We start from the raw sequence: 24,620 nt of genomic DNA, 5'->3' as shown, positions 1-24,620 counted from the left end.
CTCCAATCAGGAGTATCCGGGATTAATCTTTGTATTGATGATTTTTTATAATTAGTTTCTTAAATCTTCAAGAAACTGTTCCAGAGAATGAAGATCACTGATCAGAACCTCTCTTGCTTTAGCACCATTGAATCCTCCCACAATACCACTTGCTTCCAGCTGATCCATAATTCTTCCGGCTCTGTTATAGCCCAGTTTCAATTGTCTCTGAAGCATTGAAGTAGATCCCTGCTGGGTAGAAACGATTATTCTTGCGGCTTCTTCAAATAAAGCATCTTTTTCGTTCGGGTCAAAAGCACCTACTGTACTTGATGAATCTTCAGATACGTATTCAGGAAGTAATAATGCTGAAGAATACCCTTTCTGTTCTCCGATAAACTCTGCCAATCTTTCCACTTCCGGAGTATCCACGAAAGCACACTGAAGTCTCAGGATCTCGTTTCCGTTGAAATAAAGCATATCTCCTTTACCAATCAGCTGATCTGCTCCCGGAGAATCAAGGATGGTTCTGGAGTCAACACTGGAAATTACCCTGAAGGCAGCTCTTGCAGGGAAGTTAGCCTTGATCATACCTGTAATAACATTAACGGAAGGTCTCTGTGTAGCTACAATAAGGTGGATTCCTACGGCTCTTGCAAGCTGTGCAAGTCTGGCAATCGGTAATTCAACCTCTTTTCCTGCCGTCATGATCAAATCTGCAAACTCATCTACTACCAATACGATATACGGTAAATAACGATGTCCGTTTTCAGGATTTAATTTTCTTTCCGTAAACTTTTTATTATACTCTTTTAAGTTTTTACAAAAAGCATTTTTCAGAAGATCATATCGGGTATCCATTTCAATACAAAGAGAGTTCAGTGTATTGATTACTTTATTGGTGTCTGTGATGATGGCTTCTTCTGCATCCGGTAGTTTTGCCAGATAGTGTCTTTCAATTTTAGAATATAATGAAAGTTCCACTTTTTTAGGGTCTACCATGACGAATTTCAGTTCGCTCGGATGTTTTTTATAAAGAAGGGAAGTAAGGATAGCATTAATACCAACAGACTTACCCTGACCTGTTGCTCCTGCCATCAATAAGTGAGGCATTTTTGAAAGGTCAGCCATAAAGATTTCGTTGGAAATGGTCTTTCCGAAAACTACCGGAAGATCCATATCCGTATTCTGGAATTTCTGGGAAGCGATAACAGAACGCATAGAAACCATGGTAGGATTCTTTCTTGGCACTTCAATACCGATTGTTCCCTTTCCTGGCATTGGCGCTATAATTCTGATTCCTAATGCGGAAAGGTTCAGCGCAATATCATCCTGCAGTTTTTTAATCGCTGCTACTCTGATTCCTGCTTCAGGAACAATTTCATACAGCGTAACTGTAGGACCGATTGTTGCTTTAATCTCTGCGATTCCAACATTGAAATTCTTAAGAAGTCCGACAATCTTGTTTTTATTTTCTTCTAATTCTTCCTTATTGATAGAAATTTCTTCATTACCGTAATCTTTCAGCAAATCTACAGGTGGCATCTGGAAGTTGGCCAGATCTAGCTTGTGGTCATATAAACCATGCTTTTCTACCAGTTCCTGAGACTTTTTATCAGAATCATCCAAAACATCAACCACCTGTGCCACTTCTACATTGAATTTAATATTTTCCTGTGCCGAAGCAGTGGTTACTGCCGGAGACGGAGTAGAAGGTCTGATATCAAATGCTTCCTCCGGGCTTGAAACCGGAACAATGGGCTTGGTAGAAAGGTTTAAGCTTACCTGTTGAGAAACATCTCTTGGCTCTGCTTCAAAAGAAGTATGGTTGGGCGTAGAAATGGTTTCTATTTCGTTGGAAACCGGAACCTCAGGAAATCCTTTCGGAGCACTTACAGGTTCTGGTTCTTTCATTGTATTGACAGGAGTTGTAACGGGCTTGTTGGCAACATCACTCACCGTAACTCTGGAAAGCGTCTCTTCTTCCGCTTCCTCTGCTTCCTCTTTCAATTCCTCATCAGCTTCGAAATCATCATTGGAGTCCGGCATCATAGATTTTACTTTTCCAATCGTATTTTCATTGATTTTATCCAGTTTCGCTTTGATAGAACTTGGACGAAGATTGAATTCAAGAATAAAATAGAGAAGAATGCTTGCAGCTAATACCGTCCACAGACCTACTGCTCCGATGATAGAGTTAAGATAGTCCATGATCTGATATCCATAAACACCGCCTAAAACACCCTGGCCTTTCGTAAGTGCCCCCATAAAAATAGGAAGCCAGCAGATGAAAAATAAAGAGTGGCCGATCGTTTTCCACGGTTTGAAGATTTTCTTCTTAAGGATCAGAGTCCCCACTACAAGGAATAAAAATGCAATGATAAATGAAGCAATACCAATACTTTCAAAAATGAAAATATTTCCAAGCCAGTCACCTACCTTGCCAAAGATATTGGAAGATTTTATGCTTTTGTCCAGCATGGTTCCGGCCTGGCTTTGATCTGCTTTCCAGTTCATCAGATAAGAGACGAATGAGAGTGCAAGAACAGCCGATAAAAGTATAAAAGTAAGCCCGAAAAAAATACGTGGCTTAGATAAGATTCTGCCTTTCTCAGGCGATTCAGTCGGTTTTTTTTGTGTCTTTTTATCCATAATATCAATGTCGCAAATTTAATGTTTTATTCAACACTAAATAAATCTTTTTTATCCAAAAAACATTTTGGTAATCCCGCTTTTATAAAGGGTATTTAAAATTTTTACTTTAAGAATATTTTCTCTTATGACAGAATAAAATAAGGTTATTTTTTTGGCTTATCCAAATCTGATACCGTTAAATTATATTAACTGTTTATGAGTTGTTTTTCTTTAAAAAGGTAATAAAATTTTTGATTTAATCGGACAGAGATGAAAAAAATTAACAATATTAAAGTTTTTAGATAGCAACAGTGTTTTTTGAACTAGTTCAAAGGTCAGGACGTAAAGCCTCTGTAATTTTGGCCAATACAATTTTACTCATGAAAAATAAATTTAAAACTATTCTGACCTCTTGTCTGATATTAATTTCAATGATTACAATGAACGCACAACAACAAAAAACGGAACACACGGCGCTATTAATTATCGACGTACAAAACGATTATTTCCCGGGCGGAAAAATGACACTGGAAAAAAGCGTACAGGCCGCTGAAAACACCAGAAGAATTTTAGAATATTTCAGGAACAATCATCTTCCTGTCATTCACATTCAGCATATTTCTACCAATGATGGTGCAACGTTTTTCCTTCCGGGTACAGAGGGCACTAAAATCAATCATCTGGTTTTACCGAGGGAAGATGAAAAAGTTATCGTTAAGCATTTTCCCAACAGCTTCAGAGAGACGGATCTTCTAGGTTATCTTCAGTCAAAGAAAATTAAAAATCTGGTGATTACAGGAATGATGACAGATGTCTGTGTGGAATCTACAACCAGAGCTGCTTTTGATTTCGGGTTTACCAATACCATTATCGGAGATGCTACAGCAACCAGAAACCGTGAACTGAATGGGGAAGTGATAAAGGCTGAAGAAGTTCAAAGATCCTTTTTGGCCGGGATTTCTGCTCTTGGAAATCTTTATGCCCGTGTAATAAATACTGATGAACTTTTAAAATAAGGCTATTTTTTAGATAGGGAACGTGTACAATGAACTTCAATTTTTGTTGGGTAAACGCAAAGGTGCAAAGTTTTATCATACGTATTGTTTAATTTAAGACGCAAGGAAATCGAAGATTTCCAGCAAAATGAATCTAATAAATTTTATCATAGATAAAATCCTTGCGCCTTAAAAACTGCTGATATTTCAAAAAAATCTTGGCGCCATTGCGTTTTCTAATATTTTTTATTTAGCAAATACCGAAGATTTCTAATAAACTTATTTAAAAAGATCATTTGCTTAATATAAAAACAGCTTAACATAACTTAATTTGATAAAGGTGCCAATAATTTTGATACCTTTATTTTGCTTAAATAATCCGATGTCCGATTTACTTTTTAAAAATATCAGTCAATATATCAATCTTCCAGAAGAGGATTTTCAAAAGTTTGCAAAGCCTTTTGAACGCAAAACATTTAAAAAGAAAGAGGTGGTGCTCAAAGAAGGAGATTATTGTTTCTTTGAAGGATTTGTTCTGAACGGGTGTTTTAAAATCTATTATCTCAATGAAAACGGATTGGAGCAAACCTTATATTTTGCGGTTGAAGGCTGGTGGATTACTGATATTGACAGCCTCATCAATACCGTTCCCAGTATTCTCAATATTGAAGCCCTTGAAGACAGTGAAGTTTTGATGATTTCTAGAAAAGATAAAGAAAATCTGTATAAAACAATGCCGCAGATAGAAAAGCTTTTCAGAATCATGAACCAGAAATCTTCGGTAGCGTTGCAGAGAAGAATTCTTTCCTTAACGGGCAAAACAGCAGACAAACGATATCTTGAATTCCTTGAAAAGTATCCTGGATTGGAACAACGGATTACCCAGCAGCAGGTAGCATCCTATCTGGGAATTACCCATGAGTTTTTAAGCAAAATCAGGAGGAAAATGTCATTGGAAAAATAAGTATATTGCAACAGTTTTCTTTATCATATCAGGATTTGTATCCGATTAGGATAAAGAATGATAATTAATAACCGATTGAAGACTTTTTAATGGAATTTTTTGGTGTCCCCGGAATTTTTATTTTCATCTTTTTAATATTGATCAGACCTTTAACAGTCTTTTTTCATGAAATGGGGCATGCCGTTACCGCCTGGCTGGTGACAAGAAAGAAAGTACATGTCTTTATGGGTTCTTACGGAGATAAGGATAACAGTTTTCTCATCAATTTCAAAGATTTTTCTTTTTATATTTTTAAAAATCCCCTTAAATGGGGAAGAGGACTCTGTGAAAGTGAAGAAAAAAGATTTTCTGTCAATAAGCATATTTTATATGTATTTGGAGGGCCGGCTGCATCATTATTACTGGCTTTACTCTCTTATTTAATCATTTCAAATACTCAATTTCTTACTTTGTTTTTCATCATCTTAATGGTTTCTTCAGCAATTGATTTTTTGATCAATATTTTTCCGAGCCACAAACCTATTTATATGAGTGATGGAAGATTAATATTTAACGATGGAAAAGCTATTGTCAATCTTATCCGTCAGAAAAAACTGCCTAAAGAATATACAGAAGGAATCTATAAATTTAACGAAAAGAAGTATTGTGAAGCGGCATCAATCTTTGACAGTTTACTGCAGGAATCAAAAGATCTTGATATCTACAGGATGGCAATAGTATCTCATATTAATGCTAAGAACTTTGAAAAAGCAAAAGAGACAGCCATTACATTCAAAGAAAATAATTCTTCCATGACTACGGATGACTGGACGAATTTTGCATTGACCTTTACTGAAACAGGATCGTTGGAAGAATCTCTTGAATATTATGATAAAGCCTTAAAAATAAATCCGGACAACAAATTTGCTTTAAATAATAAAGGGTATACACTAATTCTCCTCGAAAAATACGAAGAGTCTATCCCTTTATTAAACAAAGCTATTTCAGTGGATAAAAAGTTTTCATATTCCTATAATAACCGCGGACTGGCAAAAATTAAATTAAACCTTTGTGAAGAAGGACGTAAAGATATTGAAGATTCATTAAAGCTTGATTCGCAAAATGCTGATGCCTATAAAAATTTAGGAATTTACCATATGAAAAAAATGGAGTATCAGGAAGCAATGGATTTGTTTTTAAAAGCTAAGAAAATGGATGGATCATTCACCGGAATTGATACTTTAATCAATAAGCTGAAATTAAAAATGGAGGTGAATCATACTTTGGATACGTAAAATGTTTTATATGAGTTGATTATGTTGAGAATATGGAATTGGTTATAGAGTTTCTCAATCAGTCGGATAGGCAATATAAATCCAGATATTTACATTTTTAAAAATTGAATTTTTCTTAATGTTTCTGGGGCTTATTAAGAACGTTTCAAAATAAGCAAAACCAAGGCCAAAGTGATAAAAAACAGCTTTTTTTAAGCTCTTTGTGGTTTATCATGCTTATTTTTGCATGTCAAGTACAATAAATCATGAAGAAGCTCCAAGATATTCTTATCTCAACCAGGACAATGGCTGTATTGTTGCTGGTGTACGCATTCGCGATGGCTTATGCAACGTTCTTAGAAAACGACTACGGAACTCCTACAGCAAAAGCATTAATTTATGAGGCTAAATGGTTCGAACTGATCATGGTCTTACTGATTCTCAATTTCATAGGAAATATCGGAAGATACAGACTGTGGAAAAAAGATAAGTGGCCGGTTCTTGTTTTCCACCTTGCCTTTGTTTTTATTTTTATCGGTGGTGCCATCACCAGATACATCAGTTTTGAAGGAACAATGCACATCAGAGAAGGTGAAACGTCCAACGAAATCGTAACCGATAAAAATTTCTTTAAAATTCAGATCGAAGAAAAGGGTGATGTACTGAATTATCAGGATGTTCCTTATCTGATGTCTCCGTTACACAAAGATTTCAAAGCAACTTATGACTTCCACGGAAAAGAAGTGAAAGTGTTTGCCAAGGAATACATCCAAAGAAAAAAAGACAGCCTTGTAGCTGAGCCAAATGGTGCTGAGTATCTTCATCTGGTTTCTACCGGAAATACTGGAAGACAGAATATTTACATCAAACCGGGAGAAACAAAATCCATCAACGGTACTTTGGTGACATTCAACAGAGCTATTGAAGGTGCTGTTGAATTTAAAAATGAAGGCGGAAAATTATTCATCAAAACTCCTGTAGATGCCAGCTATATGACCATGGCTACACAAGCAACAGGAACTACAGTGAAAGATGCGTTTCAGCCTTTGGCATTAAGAAGTTTATATACCATCAACGAGCTGAAGCTGGTAGTACCTGAAGGTCTTAAAAAAGGAAGACTGATGGCTATTGAAGGCGACAGAAAGAAAGATGCTAATGTTCCTGATATGCTTCAGATTGAGCTTCAGGGACCAAAAACAAAACAAATTGTAGACCTTTCGGTTGAAAAAGGAAACCCGAATGCTTACAAGCAGGTTACTATGGACGGTTTAAACATCATGGTAGGTTTCGGACCTAAAGTATACAACACGCCTTTCGCATTGAAACTGGATGATTTCGTGATGGAAACATATCCGGGAAGTTCATCTCCAAGTGCTTATGAAAGCCACGTAAAAATCATTGACGAAGGTAAAGAAACTCCTTATAAAATCTATATGAACCACGTTCTTAACCATAAAGGATACCGTTTCTTCCAGTCGAGTTTTGATCCGGACAGAATGGGAACCGTTCTTTCTGTAAACCACGATTACTGGGGAACTTTGATTTCTTACATCGGATACGGACTTTTATTCCTTGGAATGTTTGTCATTTTCTTCTGGAAAGGAACACATTTCTGGAAATTAAATAAAATGCTGGCTGAAGTGAATAAAAAGAAAGCAGCAGGTATACTTTTATTGTTCTTAAGTTTAGGTTTACATGCACAAAAAATCGAAACTCACGGAACTACCGACGGAAGCAGAGAACATATTCATGTGGAAGGAGACAACCATTCCCATGCTCCGGCACCGTCTGCCCAGCCGCTTGATGGAGCTGCTCCGAAGCAGAACTCTCTGGCAACTCCAATGGGAAAAATGAGAACTATTTCTCCGGACGAGATCATTGCAAGAAACAAAATCAGTAAAGAACATGCTGATAAATTCGGATATCTTTTGGTTCAGAACTTTGAAGGAAGAATTGTTCCTATCAATACAGAGGCAATCGATATTTTAAGAAAATTATACAAGAAAGACGAATTTAAAGGAACAGACGGAAAATCTCTTACAGCCAACCAATGGTTCCTTTCTATCAATACAGATACTCCAAGCTGGACAATGGTTCCGATTATTAAAGTAGGAACTAAAGGAGGGGATGAGCTGAAGAATAAAACAAAAGCAGATGAAGATGGTTATACTTCTCTGATGAACCTTTTCCCGGCAGATGCAAACGGTAATCTTACTTATATTCTTGAGCATGATTACAATACCGCATTCCGTAAGAAACCGGCTGAACAAACGAATTATGATAAAGAAGTAATTGCTGTAAACGAAAGAGTACAGATCTTCAATGAGTTCTTCAGCGGTCAGTTTATGAGAATTGTTCCTGTGAAAAATGATGCCAATCACACATGGCATTCATGGCTGGATCAGAAATTCGAACCGGATATGGAATCTCAGCAGGTAATGGGACCTTATTTTGCAGAAGCGCTTACGGCACAAAAAACCGGTGACTGGAGCAAAGCAGATGCAGAATTGAAAAAGCTTTCAGACTATCAGCAGAAATGGGGTAAAGCAGTCGTTCCTGCTAAATCCAAAGTAGATCTTGAAGTATTTATGAATAAAGTAGATATTAACTTCAAATTATTGATCTTCTACACGCTTATCGGCGGTCTTCTTCTGATCTTAGGATTTGTTGAATTATTCAAATCAAATAAAGTATTAAATAAAGCAATTAAAGTAATTATTGCAATTGGTTTAATTGGATATCTGTGTCATTTCCTAGGACTTGTTGCAAGATGGTATATTTCAGGTCATGCACCTTGGAGTAACGGATATGAAGCAATTATCTTTATCTCCTGGGTAGGGATTACGGCAGGTTTGATCCTGTACAGAAATGCCAATGCATTGATTCCTGCAGCAGGATTTATGGTAGCTGTTATCATGATGGGATTTGCCCATGGAGGTTCAGCTCTTGATCCGCAGATTACACCACTTGTTCCGGTATTGAAATCTTACTGGTTAATTGTTCACGTAGCTATTATTACATCAAGTTACGGATTCTTCGCGCTCTCCATGATTATTGCTGTAATCTCATTGGTATTCTATATTATCTCTAATAAAGAAACGTATAAAATTCACCACGATACGACATTGAAGGAACTGGTAATTGTTTCTGAAATGTCATTAACCATCGGATTATTTGCTTTAACAGTAGGAAACTTCTTAGGAGGAATCTGGGCGAACGAATCATGGGGAAGATACTGGAGCTGGGATCCGAAAGAAACATGGGCTTTCATCTCTATCATGGTATATGCATTTGTACTGCACATGCGATTAGTACCGGGATTGAGAAGCAGATGGGCATTCCACGTAGCAACAATGTTTGCATTCTGCTCAATGGTAATGACCTATTTTGGAGTAAACTATTACTTAAGCGGACTTCACTCATACGCAGCGGGAGATCCGGTACCTGTACCAGCCTGGGTATACATCGGAATCTCAACAATGATTATTTTATCAGCTGTTTCTTATATCAAGTTTAAAGCTTTAACAAAGAAATAAAATACTGAAACTATAAATTAAAATCCCGGAATTCACTTTCCGGGATTTTTTTATTTCTATTGTTTTTAGCATTAGGGTCAGCTGTTTTAACGCTAAGGATCGCAATGATTTTGGGATACTAAATATTGCTCCCAAAGGCGTTTCACTCAGCAAAGAACTAGCGGTCTTAGCTAAACGAATTGGCTTTGCGAACAAAAATATAAGACATCCTAATAAATTAAACTTCCGAACTTTGCATTAGTTAAAAATTCCCGGATCCCGAAACTCGTACCTCAAAAAAATCAAAATTTATAATTCATAATTCATAATTCATCACTATCTTTATGATATCAAAATAATATCAAATTAAAATTCAATCATGGAAAAAATCTTAAAACCTATGTCCGGCTATCTTACATTGGTTATTTGCCTGGCTTTGTTTATCGCAGCTGTCTACTTTTTTATTACCGGAGTAGACCAGAATATAACTTTTGTTGCGCTCGCTATGCTGTGTTTTCTGATATCATGCTTTTTCTTAAAAGGATTAATGATTATTCAGCCTAACCACTCAAGAGTGCTTAACTTTTTTGGAAAGTATGTTGGAACGGTAAAAGAAAACGGACTTTTCTTTATCAACCCGCTTTATTCATCACAGAAAATAAGTCTTCGTTCCGAAAACCTTCAGGGGCAGACTTTAAAAGTAAATGATAAGATGGGGAATCCTATTGAAATTGCAGCCGTAATTGTATGGAAAGTAGGAGATACTTACAAAGCAGCTTATGAAGTAGAAAGATATACGGATTATGTAAGAATGCAGAGTGAGGCCGCAGTAAGACACCTTGCGGTAAGCTTTCCTTATGATAACCTTGAAGATGAACATGCGAACATTACCTTAAGGGACGGTGGGGATCAGGTCAACAAAATTCTCGAGCAGGAATTATTAGAAAGACTGGCACCGGCAGGAATCATTATCCAGGAAGCGAGAATTACCCATTTGGCTTATGCTTCAGAAATTGCGGGAGCAATGCTTCAGAGACAGCAGGCTACTGCGATTGTTGCTGCAAGAACCAAGATTGTGGAAGGAGCGGTAGGAATGGTAGACCTTGCCCTGAAAAAGCTTTCTGAAGATAATATCGTTGAACTGGATGATGAAAGAAAAGCGGCGATGGTAAGCAATTTAATGGTGGTTCTTTGCGGTGAAAAAGCGGCAACACCTATCCTAAATGCAGGAACACTTTACAATTAAGAAATTTAACAGTGGGCTTTTGGTACAGACAGTTTCTATACTGACAGCAACTGTAAATAATGTTAGAGAATTAAAAAAATGAAATCAGAAAAAGCTCAGAACTCTTCAGAAAGCAAAGGCAAAAAATCCTTTGTGATAAGAATAGACGAGTCTACTTATAAACTCCTTGAAAAGTGGGCCAATGATGAATTCAGAAGTGTAAACGGACAGATAGAATACCTGCTGCATCAGAGTCTTGTTAACGCAGGGAGAAAGAAAAAAGAGTAAATGAAAGGAAAGAATAGAGAAGGAATGATAATATTTTGGGGAAGTATACCCACAAAAAATGATGATATCCCCCTTTTCTAAAATTACAGAAAATATAAAAAAGACCTTCTTTTTTAGCTTTTCAATAAAAAAATAACAATTCAGTTAATCTTATACCAAAAAAGAAAGCAGAGAAATTTTCTCTGCTTTTTTATTGTATACAACTTTGAAGACTATCTGCTCCAACGTAGAATATGACGAGCCAAATCAAGCCTTTAATGGTAAAGAAAGCTAATCCTGCCCATCCCACACGCTTGAACCACTTTTTAAGCTTTGAGTTGTTTTCCTGTGAATTTTCCATTGGTGATTATCAAAATGATTACTTTACAAAGATAAGCATGTTTATAATTAGTCCAAATAAAAAGCCTATTAAAAATTAAAGTTTTGAGGTTCACATAATATTTTTATCTTTAGAGAGAACGAAAAGTAAGATTTTATGTCAAAAAAAGTAAAAGATTTCGGAATCGAAAAAACACTCAGAAATCTTGGGATTAAAGAAGAGAACAAAGGGACTTCAGTGGGCGGAAAATATTTCGCATCAGGAAAAGTGATAGAAAGCATTTCTCCTGTGGACGGAAAGTTGATTGCTAAAGTAAAAACTTCCGGAGAAAGTGATTATGACAAAGTAATTGAAACTGCTCAAAAGGCATTTCATGAATTCAGGCTGATTCCGGCTCCCAAAAGAGGAGAGATGGTAAGACAGCTGGGCTTAAAATTAAGAGAATATAAAGACGACCTGGGTAAACTTGTTTCTTATGAAATGGGTAAATCATTACAGGAAGGTCTTGGAGAAGTTCAGGAGATGATCGATATCTGTGACTTTGCAGTTGGACTTTCAAGACAGCTTCAGGGGTACACTATGCACTCTGAAAGACCTGGACACAGAATGTATGAGCAATACCATCCGCTGGGAGTTGTTGGGATTATCACCGCATTCAACTTCCCGGTAGCCGTATGGTCCTGGAACACTGCATTAGCATGGATCTGTGGTAACGTTACCATTTGGAAGCCATCTGAGAAAACACCGCTTTGTGCTATTGCATGCCAGAATATCATGATGGAAGTTTTGAAGGAAAATAATCTTCCTGAAGGAATTTCAAGTGTATTGGTATCGGACCACGAAATCGGGCAGAAACTGGTAGATGATAAAAGAGTAGCGCTGGTATCTTTCACTGGATCTACAAGAGTTGGAAGAATGGTTTCTTCTAAAGTAGCTGAAAGATTCGGAAAGTCTATCCTTGAATTGGGTGGAAACAATGCGATCATTATTACAAAAGAAGCTGATATTGATATGTCAATTATCGGAGCTGTTTTCGGAGCTGTAGGAACTGCAGGCCAGAGATGTACTTCGACAAGAAGACTGATTATCCACGAAAGTGTGTATGATGAAGTGAAAACAAGATTGGCAAAAGCTTATGGCCAGTTGAAAATCGGAAATCCATTGGATGAGAAAAACCATGTAGGACCGCTTATTGATACTGATGCTGTAAACCAATACGAAGAAGCCATCAAAAAATGTAAAAAAGAAGGTGGAAAATTCGTTGTTGAAGGCGGAGTTTTATCTGGTAAAGATTACGAATCCGGATGCTATGTGAAACCTTGTGTGGCTGAAGTGAAAAACTCTTATGAAATTGTTCAGCACGAAACTTTTGCACCAATCCTATATCTGATCAAATACAAAACATTAGAAGAAGCGATCGCTATTCAGAATGATGTTCCTCAGGGATTGTCTTCTGCAATCATGACCCAGAATCTAAGAGAGGCAGAATTGTTCCTTTCTCACGCTGGTTCAGACTGTGGAATTGCCAACGTCAATATCGGAACATCCGGTGCTGAAATTGGTGGAGCTTTCGGTGGTGAAAAAGAAACCGGTGGTGGAAGAGAGTCAGGATCTGATGCCTGGAAGTATTATATGAGAAGACAAACCAATACTATCAATTACACCGCACAACTTCCTTTAGCACAGGGAATTAAATTTGATTTATAAAAGCTTTACTTAAAGCACTCAAAAAACATAAAACTTAATAACCTGAATGATTAAAGGCTTCATTTTTGGATCATTTAATCGTTCATTTATTAAATCACACTACAATTTATTATGGAACACACATTAGATATAAAAGCAAATAAAGTAAAAGAAACAGTAGGAAAACATGTGTTGGCAGACGGTTTCGATTTTGTGATGGATATTGAAAAGTCACACGGATCATGGCTTTATGATAAACTGACAGACAGAGAATACCTGGATATGTTCTCTATGTTTGCATCTGCATCCATCGGATACAACCACCCTTATCTTGTTGAAAGATCAGAATGGTTAGGAAGAATGGCTGTTAATAAACCTACTCTTGCGGATGTTTACTCAGAAGAGTACGCTCACTTCCTTGAAGTATTCGAAAGAGTGGTTATCCCTGAAGAATTACAATATGCTTTCTTTATCGAAGGCGGAACGATGGGCGTTGAAAATGCAATGAAAGCATGCTTCGACTGGAAAACCCGCAAAAACTTTGCAAAAGGATTAGACACTGAAGCAGGAATCTGTATTCATTTCAAACAGGCTTTCCACGGAAGAAGTGGTTATACTTTAAGTTTAACAAACACTGCTGATCCGAGAAAATACCAATATTTCCCGATGTTCAACTGGCCGAGAATTTTAAATCCCAAATTAAAGTTCCCGATTACAGAAGAAAACCTTGAAGAAACTATCAAAAACGAAAACCTTGCTTTACTTCAGATTGAAGAGGCTATTTTGATGAACCCCGATAAAGTGGCGTGTATCATCATCGAACCTATTCAGGCTGAAGGCGGTGACAATCATTTCAGAGACGAATTCCTGCTGGGATTAAGAAGAATCTGTGATGATAACGAAATCTTACTTATTTTTGATGAAGTTCAGACGGGAATTGCCATTACAGGGAAAATGTGGGCATTCCAGCATTTTACAGCAAAACCGGACATTATTTCTTTCGGGAAAAAAGCTCAGGTTTGTGGTGTGCTGGCTAATAAGGAAAAATTTGATCAGGTTCCAAACAATGTTTTCAGGGAAAGTTCAAGAATCAACTCAACATTCGGAGGAAACTTTATTGATATGCTTCGTTTCCAGCTGGTAATGGAGGTGATCGAAAAAGAAAATCTTGTAGAAAATGCAAGAGTAGTGGGAGATTTCTTACTGGAAAGCTTAAAAGCTCTGGCAGAAAAATATCCTGAGAAAATTTCAAATGCAAGAGGAAGAGGGCTTATGTGTGCGATCGATCTGCCAACTGCAGAACAGAGAAACCACCTGATGAATGAGCTTTTCAATGACGGATTGATTATTCTTCCTTGCGGGGATCAGTCTCTTCGTTTCAGACCTCATTTGAATGTTACTAAAGAAGAAATCCAGCTTGCTTTAGACAAAATTGAAAACAATATTAATAAAATTTAAAATCCGGAATTTGTAATTTTAAAAAAAACATTGTATATTTAGATACTCAAACAATTAGAATATGGAAAGAAGTACGAGAGTATCAGTTTATGAAAGTGATAACCCTTCAGAAATTCAGTTGGTTAAATCTAAATTGGATGACGCACAGATTACAAACACGGTTGAAAATAACTATCTTACATTTACTACAACGCCAACAGCCACTTCGCTGAAGGTAATGGTAGATCTAGAAGATGAATCCAAAGCATTTGAAATTATTGATGCTTACCTTCAACAAAGTGAAAATCAATAAACAATTTCATAATTTTAAATTTTACTACTTCGAACCGAAAATTAATTTTAATTAATTTTCGGTTTTTTAATTGCAACCCATCAAAAAATAAATATTTCAAAGATTGAACGGAAAGCAGCAATTCTGATTTTAAATTCTTAAATCATTCAATCTTTTAATCAAATTTTATAACATGAATCCAGAGATTAAACTAAGACAAGCGGAAATTGAAGACAGAAACATTATTTGGAAAATCATCCAGCAATCCATTGAAAGAAGAAGACAGGACGGAAGCACCCAATGGCAGAACGGATACCCTAATCTAGGAACGGTAGAAAGTGATATTGCGAAAGGATTCGGGCATGTATTGACCGTAGACGGAGAAATTGCAGTATATGCAGCCCTGATTTTGAATGATGAACCGGCTTACAGTACCATTGAAGGAGCATGGCTAAGTGACGGTGAATTTGTTGTGGTTCACAGAGTGGCCGTAGATGAAAAATTTGCCGGACAGGGAATGGTAAAGAAACTTTTTGATCAGATTGAATATTTTACCAAATCTCATGGAATTCAGAGTATTAAAGTAGATACCAACCATGATAATATCGCCATGCTGAAAATTCTTGAAGGCAGAGGGTATTCCTATTGTGGAGAGGTTCTTTTAAGAGACGGGATGAGGAAAGCTTTTGAGAAGATTATAATTTAGGCAAAAAGTTAAATCAACTTTCATTGAATTTTTAAAACGTCCAGTATTTATAAACTCTATCGGGTTTGTTCGTTTGGTTCTGAACTAATTTCTACTTTTGTTCAAATTTTTATATTATGCACCAAAGTATAGAAATTGATGAAAAAATTTTTCAGGATGCCGTAAAATTTTATGGTACTGTGTTCAGCTTACCTCCTTTAGCATCAAAAATTTATTCCTACCTTCTTTTTGACTATGAGAAAGTAGGAATTACTTTTGACGAGTTCGTTGAAGTGCTCTCCGCGAGCAAAAGTTCTGTTTCCACCAGTATTTCATTACTACTGAATGCTCAGCTTATCGTAGACCATAACAAAATGGATGAGCGGAAACGGTATTTTTTCATCAATGATGAATACAAAAAAATACGATTCGAGAAAATTGTCCAGAAAATGCAGGACGAACTAAGACTATTAGATGATTTAAACAATTTTAAAAAAAGTAAAGACGATGGATACAACGAAAGAATAGAAGTTTACAAAGCACTCTTAAATAAAAACATAGAAAATATTCAGGAATCTCTTAATAAACTATAAAATGAATAATAAGCTAGTTATACTTTCCATTGCAGCGCTTTCACTGACTGCCTGCAAAAAAGAAGCTCCGAAACAGGATGGTGCCAAGCCATATCCTGTTATCTCAGTGGAGTCAAAAAATATAGTGGGTTATCAGACGTTTCCGGCTACCATCCAGGGTAGAGTAAACAATGATGTACGTGCAAAAATACAGGGATATATTACCCAGGTATTGGTAGATGAAGGACAATATGTTACAAAAGGACAGCCATTGTTTCGTCTGGAAACCAATATCCTGACCGAAAATGCAGCTGCTTCCAAAGCAGGAATCGGTGCTGCAGCATCAAGCGTTGCCGCAGCGCAGGCTTCTGTAAATGCAGCTCAGGTTGAAGTCAACAAACTTAAACCACTGGTTCAGAAAAATATCATCAGTAACGTACAGTTACAGACCGCTCAGGCTCAGCTGTCACAGGCACAGGCACAGCTTCAGCAGGCCAATGCTGCTAAAAGACAGGCAGAAGCCAACTATAAAGGAGTAGAAGCCAACATCGAATATTCTATTATCCGTGCTCCTATTTCAGGGGTAATCGGAAGACTGCCATTGAAAGTAGGAAGTTTGGTAGGGCCGTCTGATCAGACTCCTCTGACAACGATTTCTGATACCTCTGAGATCTATGCTTACTTTGCCATGAATGAAAAAGAATATTTTGATTTCCTTGAAAAATCTCCGGGAGCTTCTATGCCTGAGAAAATCAAAAACTTACCTATGGTTGAACTTCAGTTAGCCAACGGAAGTCTTTATCCTGAAAAAGGGAGAATTGAAGCCATTACCGGCCAGATTGATCCTACAACCGGAACCATTCAGTTCAGAGTTGCTTTCTCGAATGCCCAGAAATTATTAAGTAATGGGAACAGTGGAACGATCAGGTTCCCTCAGCATTATGACAATGTACTTGTAGTACCTGAAAGTGCTACTTATGAGCAGCAGGGTATTGTTTACGTTTACAAAGTAGAAAAAGGAGATACTGCCAGAAACGTTGTTGTGAATGTTATCGACAGAATCGACAATATGGCTCTTATCAAATCCGGAGTTAATAAAGGTGAAAGAGTTATTGCAGCTGGTATCGGAGGTCTGAAACCGGGAACAGCCGTGAAACCGCAGCCAATTAAAATGGATAGTCTTGTTCAATCAATAAAACCGAAATTCTAATGATAAAAAACTTTATTAACAGACCGGTTTTATCCACCGTAATCTCAATCCTGATTGTGATTCTCGGTGTGCTGGGACTGATCTCGTTACCGGTTACACAGTATCCGGACATTGCGCCGCCTACGGTAAGTGTCTCCGCAAACTATACGGGAGCCAATGCCGAGACGGTAATGAAAAGTGTAGTAGTACCTTTGGAAGAACAGATCAATGGGGTGGAAGGTATGGATTATATCACTTCCAGTGCCGGAAACGACGGTTCTGCCCAGATCCAGGTTTTCTTCAAACAGGGAATAGATCCGGATATTGCAGCGGTAAACGTACAGAACCGTGTAGCGAGAGCTACGCCGCTTTTACCTGCCGAAGTAACGCGTTCAGGGGTAGTAACCCAGAAGCAGCAGACCAGTGCCCTGATGTATATGTCCTTCTATTCTGAAAATAAAGACCTGGATGACGTATACCTTCAGAACTTTTTGAATATCAATATTATTCCTAACCTGAAAAGGGTAAATGGTGTTGGAGATGCGAACGTTTTCGGTGGTAAAAACTACTCGATGAGAATCTGGCTTGATCCTGCAAAAATGGCTGCCTACAGTGTAACGCCTACTGATGTTACCAATGCCATCAATGAGCAGAGTAGAGAAGCGGCGGCAGGTTCTATCGGCCAAAACAGCGGTAGTTCTTTTGAATATATCATCAAATACGTAGGGAAATTCAACGATAAGGAACAATACGATAATATCATCATCAAATCTCTTGCAAACGGACAAAACCTGATGCTGAAAGACGTTGCTAAAGTGGAACTTGCAGGACAGTCTTACACAGGAATCGGGGAGAACGGAAACAATCCTTCCATCAGTATGGGGATCTTCCAGACTCCGGGATCCAACGCACAGGAGATTATTAAAAATATCAAAGCCTATCTGAAATCTGCTGAGGGAACTTTCCCACAGGGAATCAAGTATACTTTCAACTTCGATACCAACGAATTCCTGGAAGCTTCTATTGAAAAGGTAGTTCATACCCTTATCGAAGCCTTCATTCTGGTATTTATCGTAGTATATATTTTCCTTCAGGACTTCAGGTCTACACTGATCCCGGCTATCGCGGTTCCGGTATCTATTGTGGGGGCATTCTTCTTCCTGAATCTCTTCGGATATTCATTGAACCTCTTGACTTTATTTGCATTGGTACTGGCCATTGGTATTGTAGTGGATGATGCCATCGTCGTCGTCGAGGCCGTTCATGCCAAGATGGAACATGGTATTTCTGATGCTAAAAAAGCGACCGTAGAGGCAATGGATGAGATCACAGGGGCTATTATTTCGATTACTTTGGTAATGGCAGCTGTATTTATTCCGGTGACGTTCATTACAGGTCCTACAGGGGTATTCTATCAGCAGTTTGGTATTACGCTGATTATAGCCATCATCATTTCTGCGATTAATGCATTGACCCTGAGTCCGGTTTTATGTTCATTATTCTTAAAACCTCACGAAGCGCATCATGCAGAATATAAAAATCTGAACCTGTTACAGAAGTTTTTCTATAAGTTTAATATTGCTTTTAAAACAACTACTGAACGTTACGGAAGAGGATTTGTATTCCTGTTGAGACATAAATGGGTAACCCTGATAATTTTTGCTGTTACCGGAGGTATTCTGTTCTGGGCAAGCAGCAGCATGAAGAAAGGGTTTGTACCTACAGAAGACAGAGGGATTATTTTTACCGATGTTCAGCTTCCTCCGGGAGCTTCTATGGAAAGAACTTACAACGCATTGAAAACTCTTCAGGCTAAAGCATTGAAAGTTCCGGGCGTACAGAACGTAACGATTTCAACAGGTAGAGGGTTCTTGTCCGGAAACGGAAGTAACAACGGTCTTGCCTTTGTTAAACTGAAACCATTCGAAGAAAGAAAAAAAGACGGACAGACTTCTGAAGATATCACCAAAAAACTATTCGGAATTGTAGGATCTGTTCCTGACGCTAAAGTAGTATTCTTCCAACCGCCAAGTGTACCGGGATTTGGTAACAGTGCAGGTTTTGAAATGGTATTGCTTGATAAATCAGGTGGAGAATATGCCGATCTGGATGCTAAAACCAATGAATTCATCGGTAAGCTGATGCAGAGACCGGAAATTCAGTTTGCACAGACTTCATTCAATACCAAATATCCTCAGTATCAGATGGAAATTAATGTTCCTCTGAGCAAACAGCTTGGAGTTTCTGTCAATGAAATTCTGGCTACAATGCAGGGGTATATCGGAGGTATTTATACTGCAGACTTTACCAAGTATGGAAAGCAGTTCAGAGTGATGGTTCAGGCTCTTCCTGAAAACAGAAAGAATATTGAAAACCTGAATCAGCTTTATGTGAGAACAGGATCAGGGATCATGACTCCGATTTCACAGTTTGTAACATTGACAAAAGCATACGGACCACAATCCGTAAGCCGTTACAACCTCTTTACTTCAGTGAAGGTAACGGGAGCAAACTCTGACGGATACAGTTCTGGGGATGCCATTGCTGCGGTGCAGCAGGTGGCAGATGAAACCCTGAATCAAAACTATGCCGTAGAATTTACCGGGTTAACGAGAGAAGAATTAAATTCAGGATCTCAAACGCTTTTGATTTTTGGACTGAGTTTGATCTTTGTTTACTTTATCCTTTCCGCACAGTATGAAAGTTATATCCTTCCGCTGATTGTTATTATTTCTCTTCCTCTTGGGGTAATGGGAGCTTATTTCGGCCAGAAGATCATGGGACTTGAAAATAATATTTACTTCCAGATTGCCCTGATCATGCTCGTGGGACTACTGGCGAAAAACGCAATCCTTATTGTTGAATTCGCTGTCCAGAGAAGGCATCATGGAGAAACGATTGTGATGTCGGCCATTAATGCAGCGAAAGCCAGGGTAAGACCTATTTTGATGACCTCATTCGCCTTTATTTTCGGTTTATTGCCGTTGGTACTGGCAAGCGGAATCGGAGCAGTAGGTAACAGATCTATCGCTACGGGAGCGGCCATCGGACTATTGATAGGAACTGTTTTGGGATTATTTGTAATTCCGGTTCTGTATGTGATTTTTGAAACACTGCAGGAAAAAATCAAACCTATCAAAAAAGAAGATATCAATTTAGCAGAATAAAATTAAGATTTAAGAAATTAGAAGTTAGCAATTAGAGATAAGTCTAAAAACTAACTTCTAACTTCTAAACTCTAACTTCTAATTAAAAATAATGAAGAGTTTATTAAACATCATAAAAGGGATCACTTTTTCAGTTTTCATACTCGGAGCCATCTCATCCTGTATGGCGAGAAAAGAATATGAAAGACCGAAAAATGTTGTAGACGAAAAGCTTTTTCGTACAGACATGCTTCCTTCGGACAGCACGAATATTGCAGATATTTCATGGAAAGAAATATTCACTGATCCGATATTGCAGGGGCATATTTCCAAGGCACTGGAAAACAATCTTGATATCAGAATTGCTTTGGAAAGTATTAATTCTGCGGAAGCCTATCTTAAACAGAGTAAGGCAGCGTATCAGCCGACGCTTTCTATCGGACCCAACTATACATTTCAGACCCAGTCTATCAATACCCAGTTTGGACAGATCATCGGAGAAAGACGTTATGTAAACCAGTTTGACATTACGGCAAGTATCGGATGGGAAGCTGATATCTGGGGCAAATTGAAAGCACAGGAAAAAGCCCAGCTTGCGACTTATTTAGGAACTGTTGCCGCTCATAAAGCCGTTAAAAGCAGCTTGGTGTCTTCCATTGCTTCTGCGTATTATCAGTTGCTGACTTTTGATGCCCAGAAAAGAATTATCACGGAAACAATTGCTGTAAGGGAGAAAAATCTTGAAGCCACAAAAGCTTTAAAAGCTTCCGGGTCTCTTACTGAAGTAGCAGTTCAGCAAAGCGAAGCGCTTGTTTTCAATGCCAAATCATTACTGATTGATATTGATACACAGATCCAGCTGCTCGAAAATACAATGAGCCTTTTGATGGGAGAGCCTTCTCATTCTATAGAAAGATCTACATTGGAAGGGCAGAAACTTCCGATCGATTTAAAACTGGGTTACCCGACTCAGCTTCTGGCCAACCGCCCGGATGTAATGAGAGCAGAGTTTAACTTAATGAATGCTTTCCAACTGACGAATGCTGCCAAAGCTCAGTTTTATCCTACTTTAAAACTGACAGGAAGCGGCGGATTGCAGTCTGTGGATATTGACCACTTATTCAGTGTAAATTCATTATTCGCAAATGTAGTGGCGGGACTGGCTCAGCCGATTTTAAATAAAAGACAGATTCAGACCAACTATGACGTAAGTCTTGCCAATCAGGAAACGGCTTATCTTAACTTCAGAAAAACAGTTTTGACTGCCGGAAAAGAAGTTTCGGATGCCATCAGGGTTTTCTCTGTTCAGGATTCATTCATTGAATTGAAACAAAAAGAACTTGATGCCTACAAAAAATCAGTTGACTATTCCCAGGAGCTGGTGAACTATGGGATGGCCAACTATCTTGAAGTATTGAATGCAAGTGTGAATTCATTGAATGCAGAACTTAACATTTCCAATGCAAGATACAGTAAAATGAAAGCAGCCGTAGAGCTCTATCAGGCTTTGGGCGGAGGCTGGAAATAACCGCTTCAGCAATGTAATATCATAAAAACGTATGTCAGGAATGGCATACGTTTTTTTATTGACAATATTAATCTGATTTTACCAGTGTTATTATTTGTAAAAAATAAATGATCAGGTTTTAAAAGTATAAAAATGAGACTGTCTCCTATATCTGACAATACAAACATAGGAGACTTACTCAAAGTTAATTTTTATTGAACATAGGCTACATAAGATTCATTTATAGCTCCTTTTCTAGCCTTGGCAAAAAATGCATAGTCTATCCAGAAAAATCCATTGTTTCCCCATGTGGTACCCCAGGAATTTTGTACTTTAAAAGCTTGTTTAGCATCGTCATAACCCACTACACAAATGGCATGTCCTCCTCTTACAGCACCAGAATGACTTTTCCATATCCAATTGTTTGCCGAGCTTAAACTATCAAAGCTTCCATCTACCGTCACCGTAATAATTATTGGTAAATTCATGCTTAAAAGTGTCTTTATATTGGTGATATTGGTCTTATCTACAGTAGCCCAGGTTGTAAATTTATGAGTACTTGCTGCACTTTTTTGTGTTGCATTGGGCTGTGTAGAGCACTCTACATCTGTGTAGGGCATTTCATCCCAGCTGCAAACTCCCTGATCTTTTATTAAATTTAATCCACTGGATGCATAGGTTCCATTAGGACAGCCATTTACTTTTATCTGATTATATACGTACTCAGGACTTCTTGGGTTTGTTATTCCTTTAAAATTATATTCCAGAATACTTGCAGCGGCATAAGCTGTAGCAAATGCAACGCATGAACCTTCCTGTCCCTGATTTGCTATTGGAGGAGTGTTGGGTATGGTATAACTTGATGGAATAGAAGCTATAAGCGTTTCTGCCGATTTGCCTTTGAATTTCATAGCTAATGCATCTATATCAGCTTTAGCAAATGAACTGTAAGTTTTGTCATCTACCAGGATTGCTCCTAAGGAACGCATTGCCTGATTTTCCTGCTTAGGCTGCTGAGTATTTTGTTCTTCTTCATTTCTGTTACATGAAGACAGAGATAGCATCCCTAATGCGATTGCAATTAATTTTAGATTTTTCATCATTGTATTATTTAAAATTTATTATATAAAAATATAAATTATTTTCATATAATCGCGATATAATTTACTAATAATCTATTGTTTTAGCTTTTTTTATGTGTTTGTATGTTTTTATTTATCGATTTGTTGATGGGTGTTAATATTATTCATTATTTTGTGAATTTATTATAACAGGAGTACCCGTTTCTTTTCCAGCTATAAAGTTGTCAATATCTCCATAGTTCTTTTTTCTTTTCCAGATATCTCTTTTAAAATATCCGAAGCCTGATGAATATATTGAATTTCCTTTGTCTGGCTTACTTTTTCAAACAGCTGAGACACATTTGTCCAGAGTCCGGCAATTTCAGTGAAGGCTTCATAGCCTGATTTTAAAGGATCAAGCTGAAGGAGTTCATAGCTTTCTTTCAAAAAATCACGGTATAAATTTCTGAACAATGCACCTCCGGTTCCTGCTTTTTCCATTAGTAAAGCCGCTTGCTTAAATTCTCCTTCAATATCTTTACTTGTATTGAACCATTTGACAATTTCAGTACTTGTTTTTAAAATCCCTTTGTAAGAAATATTGGTAATGGGTGGATTTAGGTATTCGGCCGCATTATTTCTGATTGCGGCGGATATGGCTTTTTCCAGATCAAATTTTCTGTCTGTGTTCCTGAGGGTATAATACATATTTTTGGAAGCCATCGGGCCTTTTTCAGAACGGGCCATAGCCAGACTTTTTAAAGATGTTTGTACTTGTCCGCCTTGTTGTCTGGTATCAATCAGGAAAGCATTTTCATCATCATAACCATAAATGGCGGCATAATGTCCTGCAAAATGGAAAGGATTTGAGAAATATTCCAGATGATAGCAATCCATTTTCAATCCTACTGCCTGTCCGTCATCGAGAAGTTCTTTTACCTGATCCCAGGCCTTTTGTTGTGAAGAAGTTTCCTTTATGGTTAATTCCAGATTCAGATTTCTGGCTAAATTTTGAGTGAGCAGGTCAGGTTTTATCCTTCCTCCAATGAAAGGGAAGTCCATTGTTTTCATGTTCCAATAGATAAAACCCAGCCCTTCACCCAATCCGAAAAGCATTGGTTCGGAAAGTTCGATCCCGATTTGATGTAATAATGTTCCCGTAGCGGTCGTTTCACAATGCTGACCATTAAAAGGTTTTATGTTTTCTATTTTCATTTTTAAAGTGAAGTTTTGAATGGTATTATTTTTTTGAGGAAATTACATAAATATCATCATGTAGAAATTCCGGCTTTGAAAATTTAGTGTTAAAATTTTTTAAAAAGAAGAATTGATTTGTATTTATGTATTCAACTACGTAGTTTTGTACTTTAAAAGGTAAACACTATGAAATTAGAAATACAACCCATCGGAAATTCTTATTCGGAACAGGCTATTGATCTGATTTTGACGATCCAGCAAAAAGAGTTTAATATTCCGATTACCATAGAAGATCAGCCTGATCTTTTGCAGATAGAAAGTTTTTACATGGAAGCCGGAGGCAACTTTTGGGGTGCTTTTGTAGATAATCAGCTGGTAGGTTCTATAGCATTGGTTAAATTTGACGAAAGGGCAGGAGCCATCAGAAAAATGTTTGTTAAAAAGGAATTCAGAGGAAAAGAACTGAATATTGCCCAGAAATTACTGGAAGTTTTAATTTCTTTCTGCCGTGAAAACAGAATTGATGATCTATATCTGGGAACCATAACGGTACTGAAAGCAGCTCAGCGTTTCTATGAAAGGAATGAATTTGTAAAGATTGAGAAAAGCAATCTTCCCGTAAAATTTCCTTTAATGAGTGCCGATGATGTTTTTTACCACTTAAATCTTGACTGAA

Annotated in this window: 18 protein-coding genes; 15 read left to right on the top strand and 3 right to left on the bottom strand. The window is 37.5% G+C overall.

What is annotated here, in order from left to right; genetic code table 11:
- Nucleotides 1–51: 51 nt before the first annotated feature.
- Nucleotides 52–2,631, bottom strand: a complete 2,580-nt coding sequence (locus JNG87_RS05985; protein ID WP_202842436.1) for an FtsK/SpoIIIE family DNA translocase — start codon at nucleotides 2,629–2,631, stop codon at nucleotides 52–54.
- 362 nt (nucleotides 2,632–2,993) lie between these two features.
- On the opposite strand from JNG87_RS05985, the gene JNG87_RS05980 reads away from it, so the two are divergent.
- From JNG87_RS05980 to JNG87_RS05915, 14 genes are all read left to right on the top strand, one after another.
- The gene (locus tag JNG87_RS05980) at nucleotides 2,994–3,629 is read left to right on the top strand and encodes a cysteine hydrolase family protein (RefSeq protein WP_202842434.1); all 636 of its coding nucleotides are present in this window, start codon (nucleotides 2,994–2,996) and stop codon (nucleotides 3,627–3,629) included.
- A 361-nt stretch (nucleotides 3,630–3,990) separates the two neighbouring features.
- Nucleotides 3,991–4,572 (top strand): Crp/Fnr family transcriptional regulator, encoded by a 582-nt coding sequence (locus JNG87_RS05975; protein WP_202842432.1) that lies wholly within the window; start codon nucleotides 3,991–3,993, stop codon nucleotides 4,570–4,572.
- Between the two features lie 137 nt (nucleotides 4,573–4,709).
- A complete protein-coding gene (locus JNG87_RS05970) occupies nucleotides 4,710–5,846 on the top strand; it encodes a tetratricopeptide repeat protein (protein ID WP_202842430.1) in 1,137 nt (378 codons plus the stop codon).
- Nucleotides 5,847–6,091: 245 nt separating this feature from the next.
- Nucleotides 6,092–9,361 (top strand): cytochrome c biogenesis protein CcsA, encoded by a 3,270-nt coding sequence (gene ccsA / locus JNG87_RS05965; RefSeq protein WP_202842428.1) that lies wholly within the window; start codon nucleotides 6,092–6,094, stop codon nucleotides 9,359–9,361.
- A 358-nt stretch (nucleotides 9,362–9,719) separates the two neighbouring features.
- On the top strand, nucleotides 9,720–10,586 hold the full coding sequence (locus JNG87_RS05960) for an SPFH domain-containing protein (RefSeq protein WP_110008771.1): 867 nt from the start codon (nucleotides 9,720–9,722) through the stop codon (nucleotides 10,584–10,586).
- Nucleotides 10,587–10,664: 78 nt separating this feature from the next.
- Entirely contained in the window at nucleotides 10,665–10,853 is a 189-nt protein-coding gene (locus JNG87_RS05955) for a hypothetical protein (protein ID WP_034694367.1), read from the top strand.
- A gap of 475 nt (nucleotides 10,854–11,328) precedes the next feature.
- Nucleotides 11,329–12,879, top strand: coding sequence for an aldehyde dehydrogenase family protein (locus JNG87_RS05950; protein ID WP_202842423.1), 1,551 nt, complete (start codon nucleotides 11,329–11,331; stop codon nucleotides 12,877–12,879).
- 111 nt (nucleotides 12,880–12,990) lie between these two features.
- Complete coding sequence (gene lat / locus JNG87_RS05945) at nucleotides 12,991–14,316, top strand: L-lysine 6-transaminase (protein WP_202842420.1); 1,326 nt, start codon at nucleotides 12,991–12,993, stop codon at nucleotides 14,314–14,316.
- A gap of 61 nt (nucleotides 14,317–14,377) precedes the next feature.
- A complete protein-coding gene (locus JNG87_RS05940) occupies nucleotides 14,378–14,608 on the top strand; it encodes a DUF2007 domain-containing protein (protein ID WP_002979801.1) in 231 nt (76 codons plus the stop codon).
- Nucleotides 14,609–14,780: 172 nt separating this feature from the next.
- The gene (locus JNG87_RS05935; RefSeq protein WP_202842418.1) at nucleotides 14,781–15,293 is read left to right on the top strand and encodes a GNAT family N-acetyltransferase; all 513 of its coding nucleotides are present in this window, start codon (nucleotides 14,781–14,783) and stop codon (nucleotides 15,291–15,293) included.
- Between the two features lie 116 nt (nucleotides 15,294–15,409).
- Complete coding sequence (locus JNG87_RS05930) at nucleotides 15,410–15,865, top strand: hypothetical protein (RefSeq protein WP_034694378.1); 456 nt, start codon at nucleotides 15,410–15,412, stop codon at nucleotides 15,863–15,865.
- A gap of 1 nt (nucleotide 15,866) precedes the next feature.
- Nucleotides 15,867–17,054 (top strand): efflux RND transporter periplasmic adaptor subunit, encoded by a 1,188-nt coding sequence (locus JNG87_RS05925; protein ID WP_202842413.1) that lies wholly within the window; start codon nucleotides 15,867–15,869, stop codon nucleotides 17,052–17,054.
- The gene (locus tag JNG87_RS05920; RefSeq protein ID WP_062670038.1) at nucleotides 17,054–20,200 is read left to right on the top strand and encodes an efflux RND transporter permease subunit; all 3,147 of its coding nucleotides are present in this window, start codon (nucleotides 17,054–17,056) and stop codon (nucleotides 20,198–20,200) included. The genes JNG87_RS05925 and JNG87_RS05920 overlap by 1 nt, the downstream gene beginning before the upstream one ends.
- A gap of 91 nt (nucleotides 20,201–20,291) precedes the next feature.
- Complete coding sequence (locus JNG87_RS05915) at nucleotides 20,292–21,707, top strand: efflux transporter outer membrane subunit (protein WP_202842408.1); 1,416 nt, start codon at nucleotides 20,292–20,294, stop codon at nucleotides 21,705–21,707.
- A gap of 191 nt (nucleotides 21,708–21,898) precedes the next feature.
- Here JNG87_RS05915 and JNG87_RS05910 read toward each other — a convergent pair whose 3' ends face one another.
- Both JNG87_RS05910 and JNG87_RS05905 read right to left on the bottom strand, forming a co-directional pair.
- Complete coding sequence (locus JNG87_RS05910) at nucleotides 21,899–22,789, bottom strand: C1 family peptidase (RefSeq protein WP_202842406.1); 891 nt, start codon at nucleotides 22,787–22,789, stop codon at nucleotides 21,899–21,901.
- Nucleotides 22,790–22,981: 192 nt separating this feature from the next.
- Nucleotides 22,982–23,962: a BtrH N-terminal domain-containing protein gene (locus JNG87_RS05905; protein ID WP_202842404.1), complete on the bottom strand. Its 981-nt coding sequence runs from the start codon at nucleotides 23,960–23,962 to the stop codon at nucleotides 22,982–22,984.
- A 168-nt stretch (nucleotides 23,963–24,130) separates the two neighbouring features.
- Between JNG87_RS05905 and JNG87_RS05900 the strand changes: the two genes are divergently transcribed.
- Nucleotides 24,131–24,619, top strand: a complete 489-nt coding sequence (locus tag JNG87_RS05900) for a GNAT family N-acetyltransferase (protein ID WP_202842402.1) — start codon at nucleotides 24,131–24,133, stop codon at nucleotides 24,617–24,619.
- Nucleotide 24,620 lies beyond the last annotated feature (1 nt).

Origin of the sequence: Chryseobacterium cucumeris (assembly GCF_016775705.1) — a bacterium.
Lineage (GTDB): Bacteria > Bacteroidota > Bacteroidia > Flavobacteriales > Weeksellaceae > Chryseobacterium > Chryseobacterium cupriresistens.
The sequence above is the reverse complement of the archived record's forward strand: the minus strand, read 5'-3'. Positions and strand labels throughout refer to the sequence as shown.

Excerpts from the sequence above, each read along its gene's own strand:
- JNG87_RS05985 (WP_202842436.1), bottom strand. The coding sequence starts at position 2,631 with ATGGATAAAAAGACACAAAAAAAACCGACTGAATCGCCTGAGAAAGGC.
- JNG87_RS05980 (WP_202842434.1), top strand. The coding sequence starts at position 2,994 with ATGAAAAATAAATTTAAAACTATTCTGACCTCTTGTCTGATATTAATT.
- JNG87_RS05975 (WP_202842432.1), top strand. The coding sequence starts at position 3,991 with ATGTCCGATTTACTTTTTAAAAATATCAGTCAATATATCAATCTTCCA.
- ccsA (WP_202842428.1), top strand. The coding sequence starts at position 6,092 with ATGAAGAAGCTCCAAGATATTCTTATCTCAACCAGGACAATGGCTGTA.
- JNG87_RS05960 (WP_110008771.1), top strand. The coding sequence starts at position 9,720 with ATGGAAAAAATCTTAAAACCTATGTCCGGCTATCTTACATTGGTTATT.
- JNG87_RS05955 (WP_034694367.1), top strand. The coding sequence starts at position 10,665 with ATGAAATCAGAAAAAGCTCAGAACTCTTCAGAAAGCAAAGGCAAAAAA.
- JNG87_RS05950 (WP_202842423.1), top strand. The coding sequence starts at position 11,329 with ATGTCAAAAAAAGTAAAAGATTTCGGAATCGAAAAAACACTCAGAAAT.
- lat (WP_202842420.1), top strand. The coding sequence starts at position 12,991 with ATGGAACACACATTAGATATAAAAGCAAATAAAGTAAAAGAAACAGTA.
- JNG87_RS05940 (WP_002979801.1), top strand. The coding sequence starts at position 14,378 with ATGGAAAGAAGTACGAGAGTATCAGTTTATGAAAGTGATAACCCTTCA.
- JNG87_RS05935 (WP_202842418.1), top strand. The coding sequence starts at position 14,781 with ATGAATCCAGAGATTAAACTAAGACAAGCGGAAATTGAAGACAGAAAC.
- JNG87_RS05930 (WP_034694378.1), top strand. The coding sequence starts at position 15,410 with ATGCACCAAAGTATAGAAATTGATGAAAAAATTTTTCAGGATGCCGTA.
- JNG87_RS05925 (WP_202842413.1), top strand. The coding sequence starts at position 15,867 with ATGAATAATAAGCTAGTTATACTTTCCATTGCAGCGCTTTCACTGACT.
- JNG87_RS05920 (WP_062670038.1), top strand. The coding sequence starts at position 17,054 with ATGATAAAAAACTTTATTAACAGACCGGTTTTATCCACCGTAATCTCA.
- JNG87_RS05915 (WP_202842408.1), top strand. The coding sequence starts at position 20,292 with ATGAAGAGTTTATTAAACATCATAAAAGGGATCACTTTTTCAGTTTTC.
- JNG87_RS05910 (WP_202842406.1), bottom strand. The coding sequence starts at position 22,789 with ATGATGAAAAATCTAAAATTAATTGCAATCGCATTAGGGATGCTATCT.
- JNG87_RS05905 (WP_202842404.1), bottom strand. The coding sequence starts at position 23,962 with ATGAAAATAGAAAACATAAAACCTTTTAATGGTCAGCATTGTGAAACG.
- JNG87_RS05900 (WP_202842402.1), top strand. The coding sequence starts at position 24,131 with ATGAAATTAGAAATACAACCCATCGGAAATTCTTATTCGGAACAGGCT.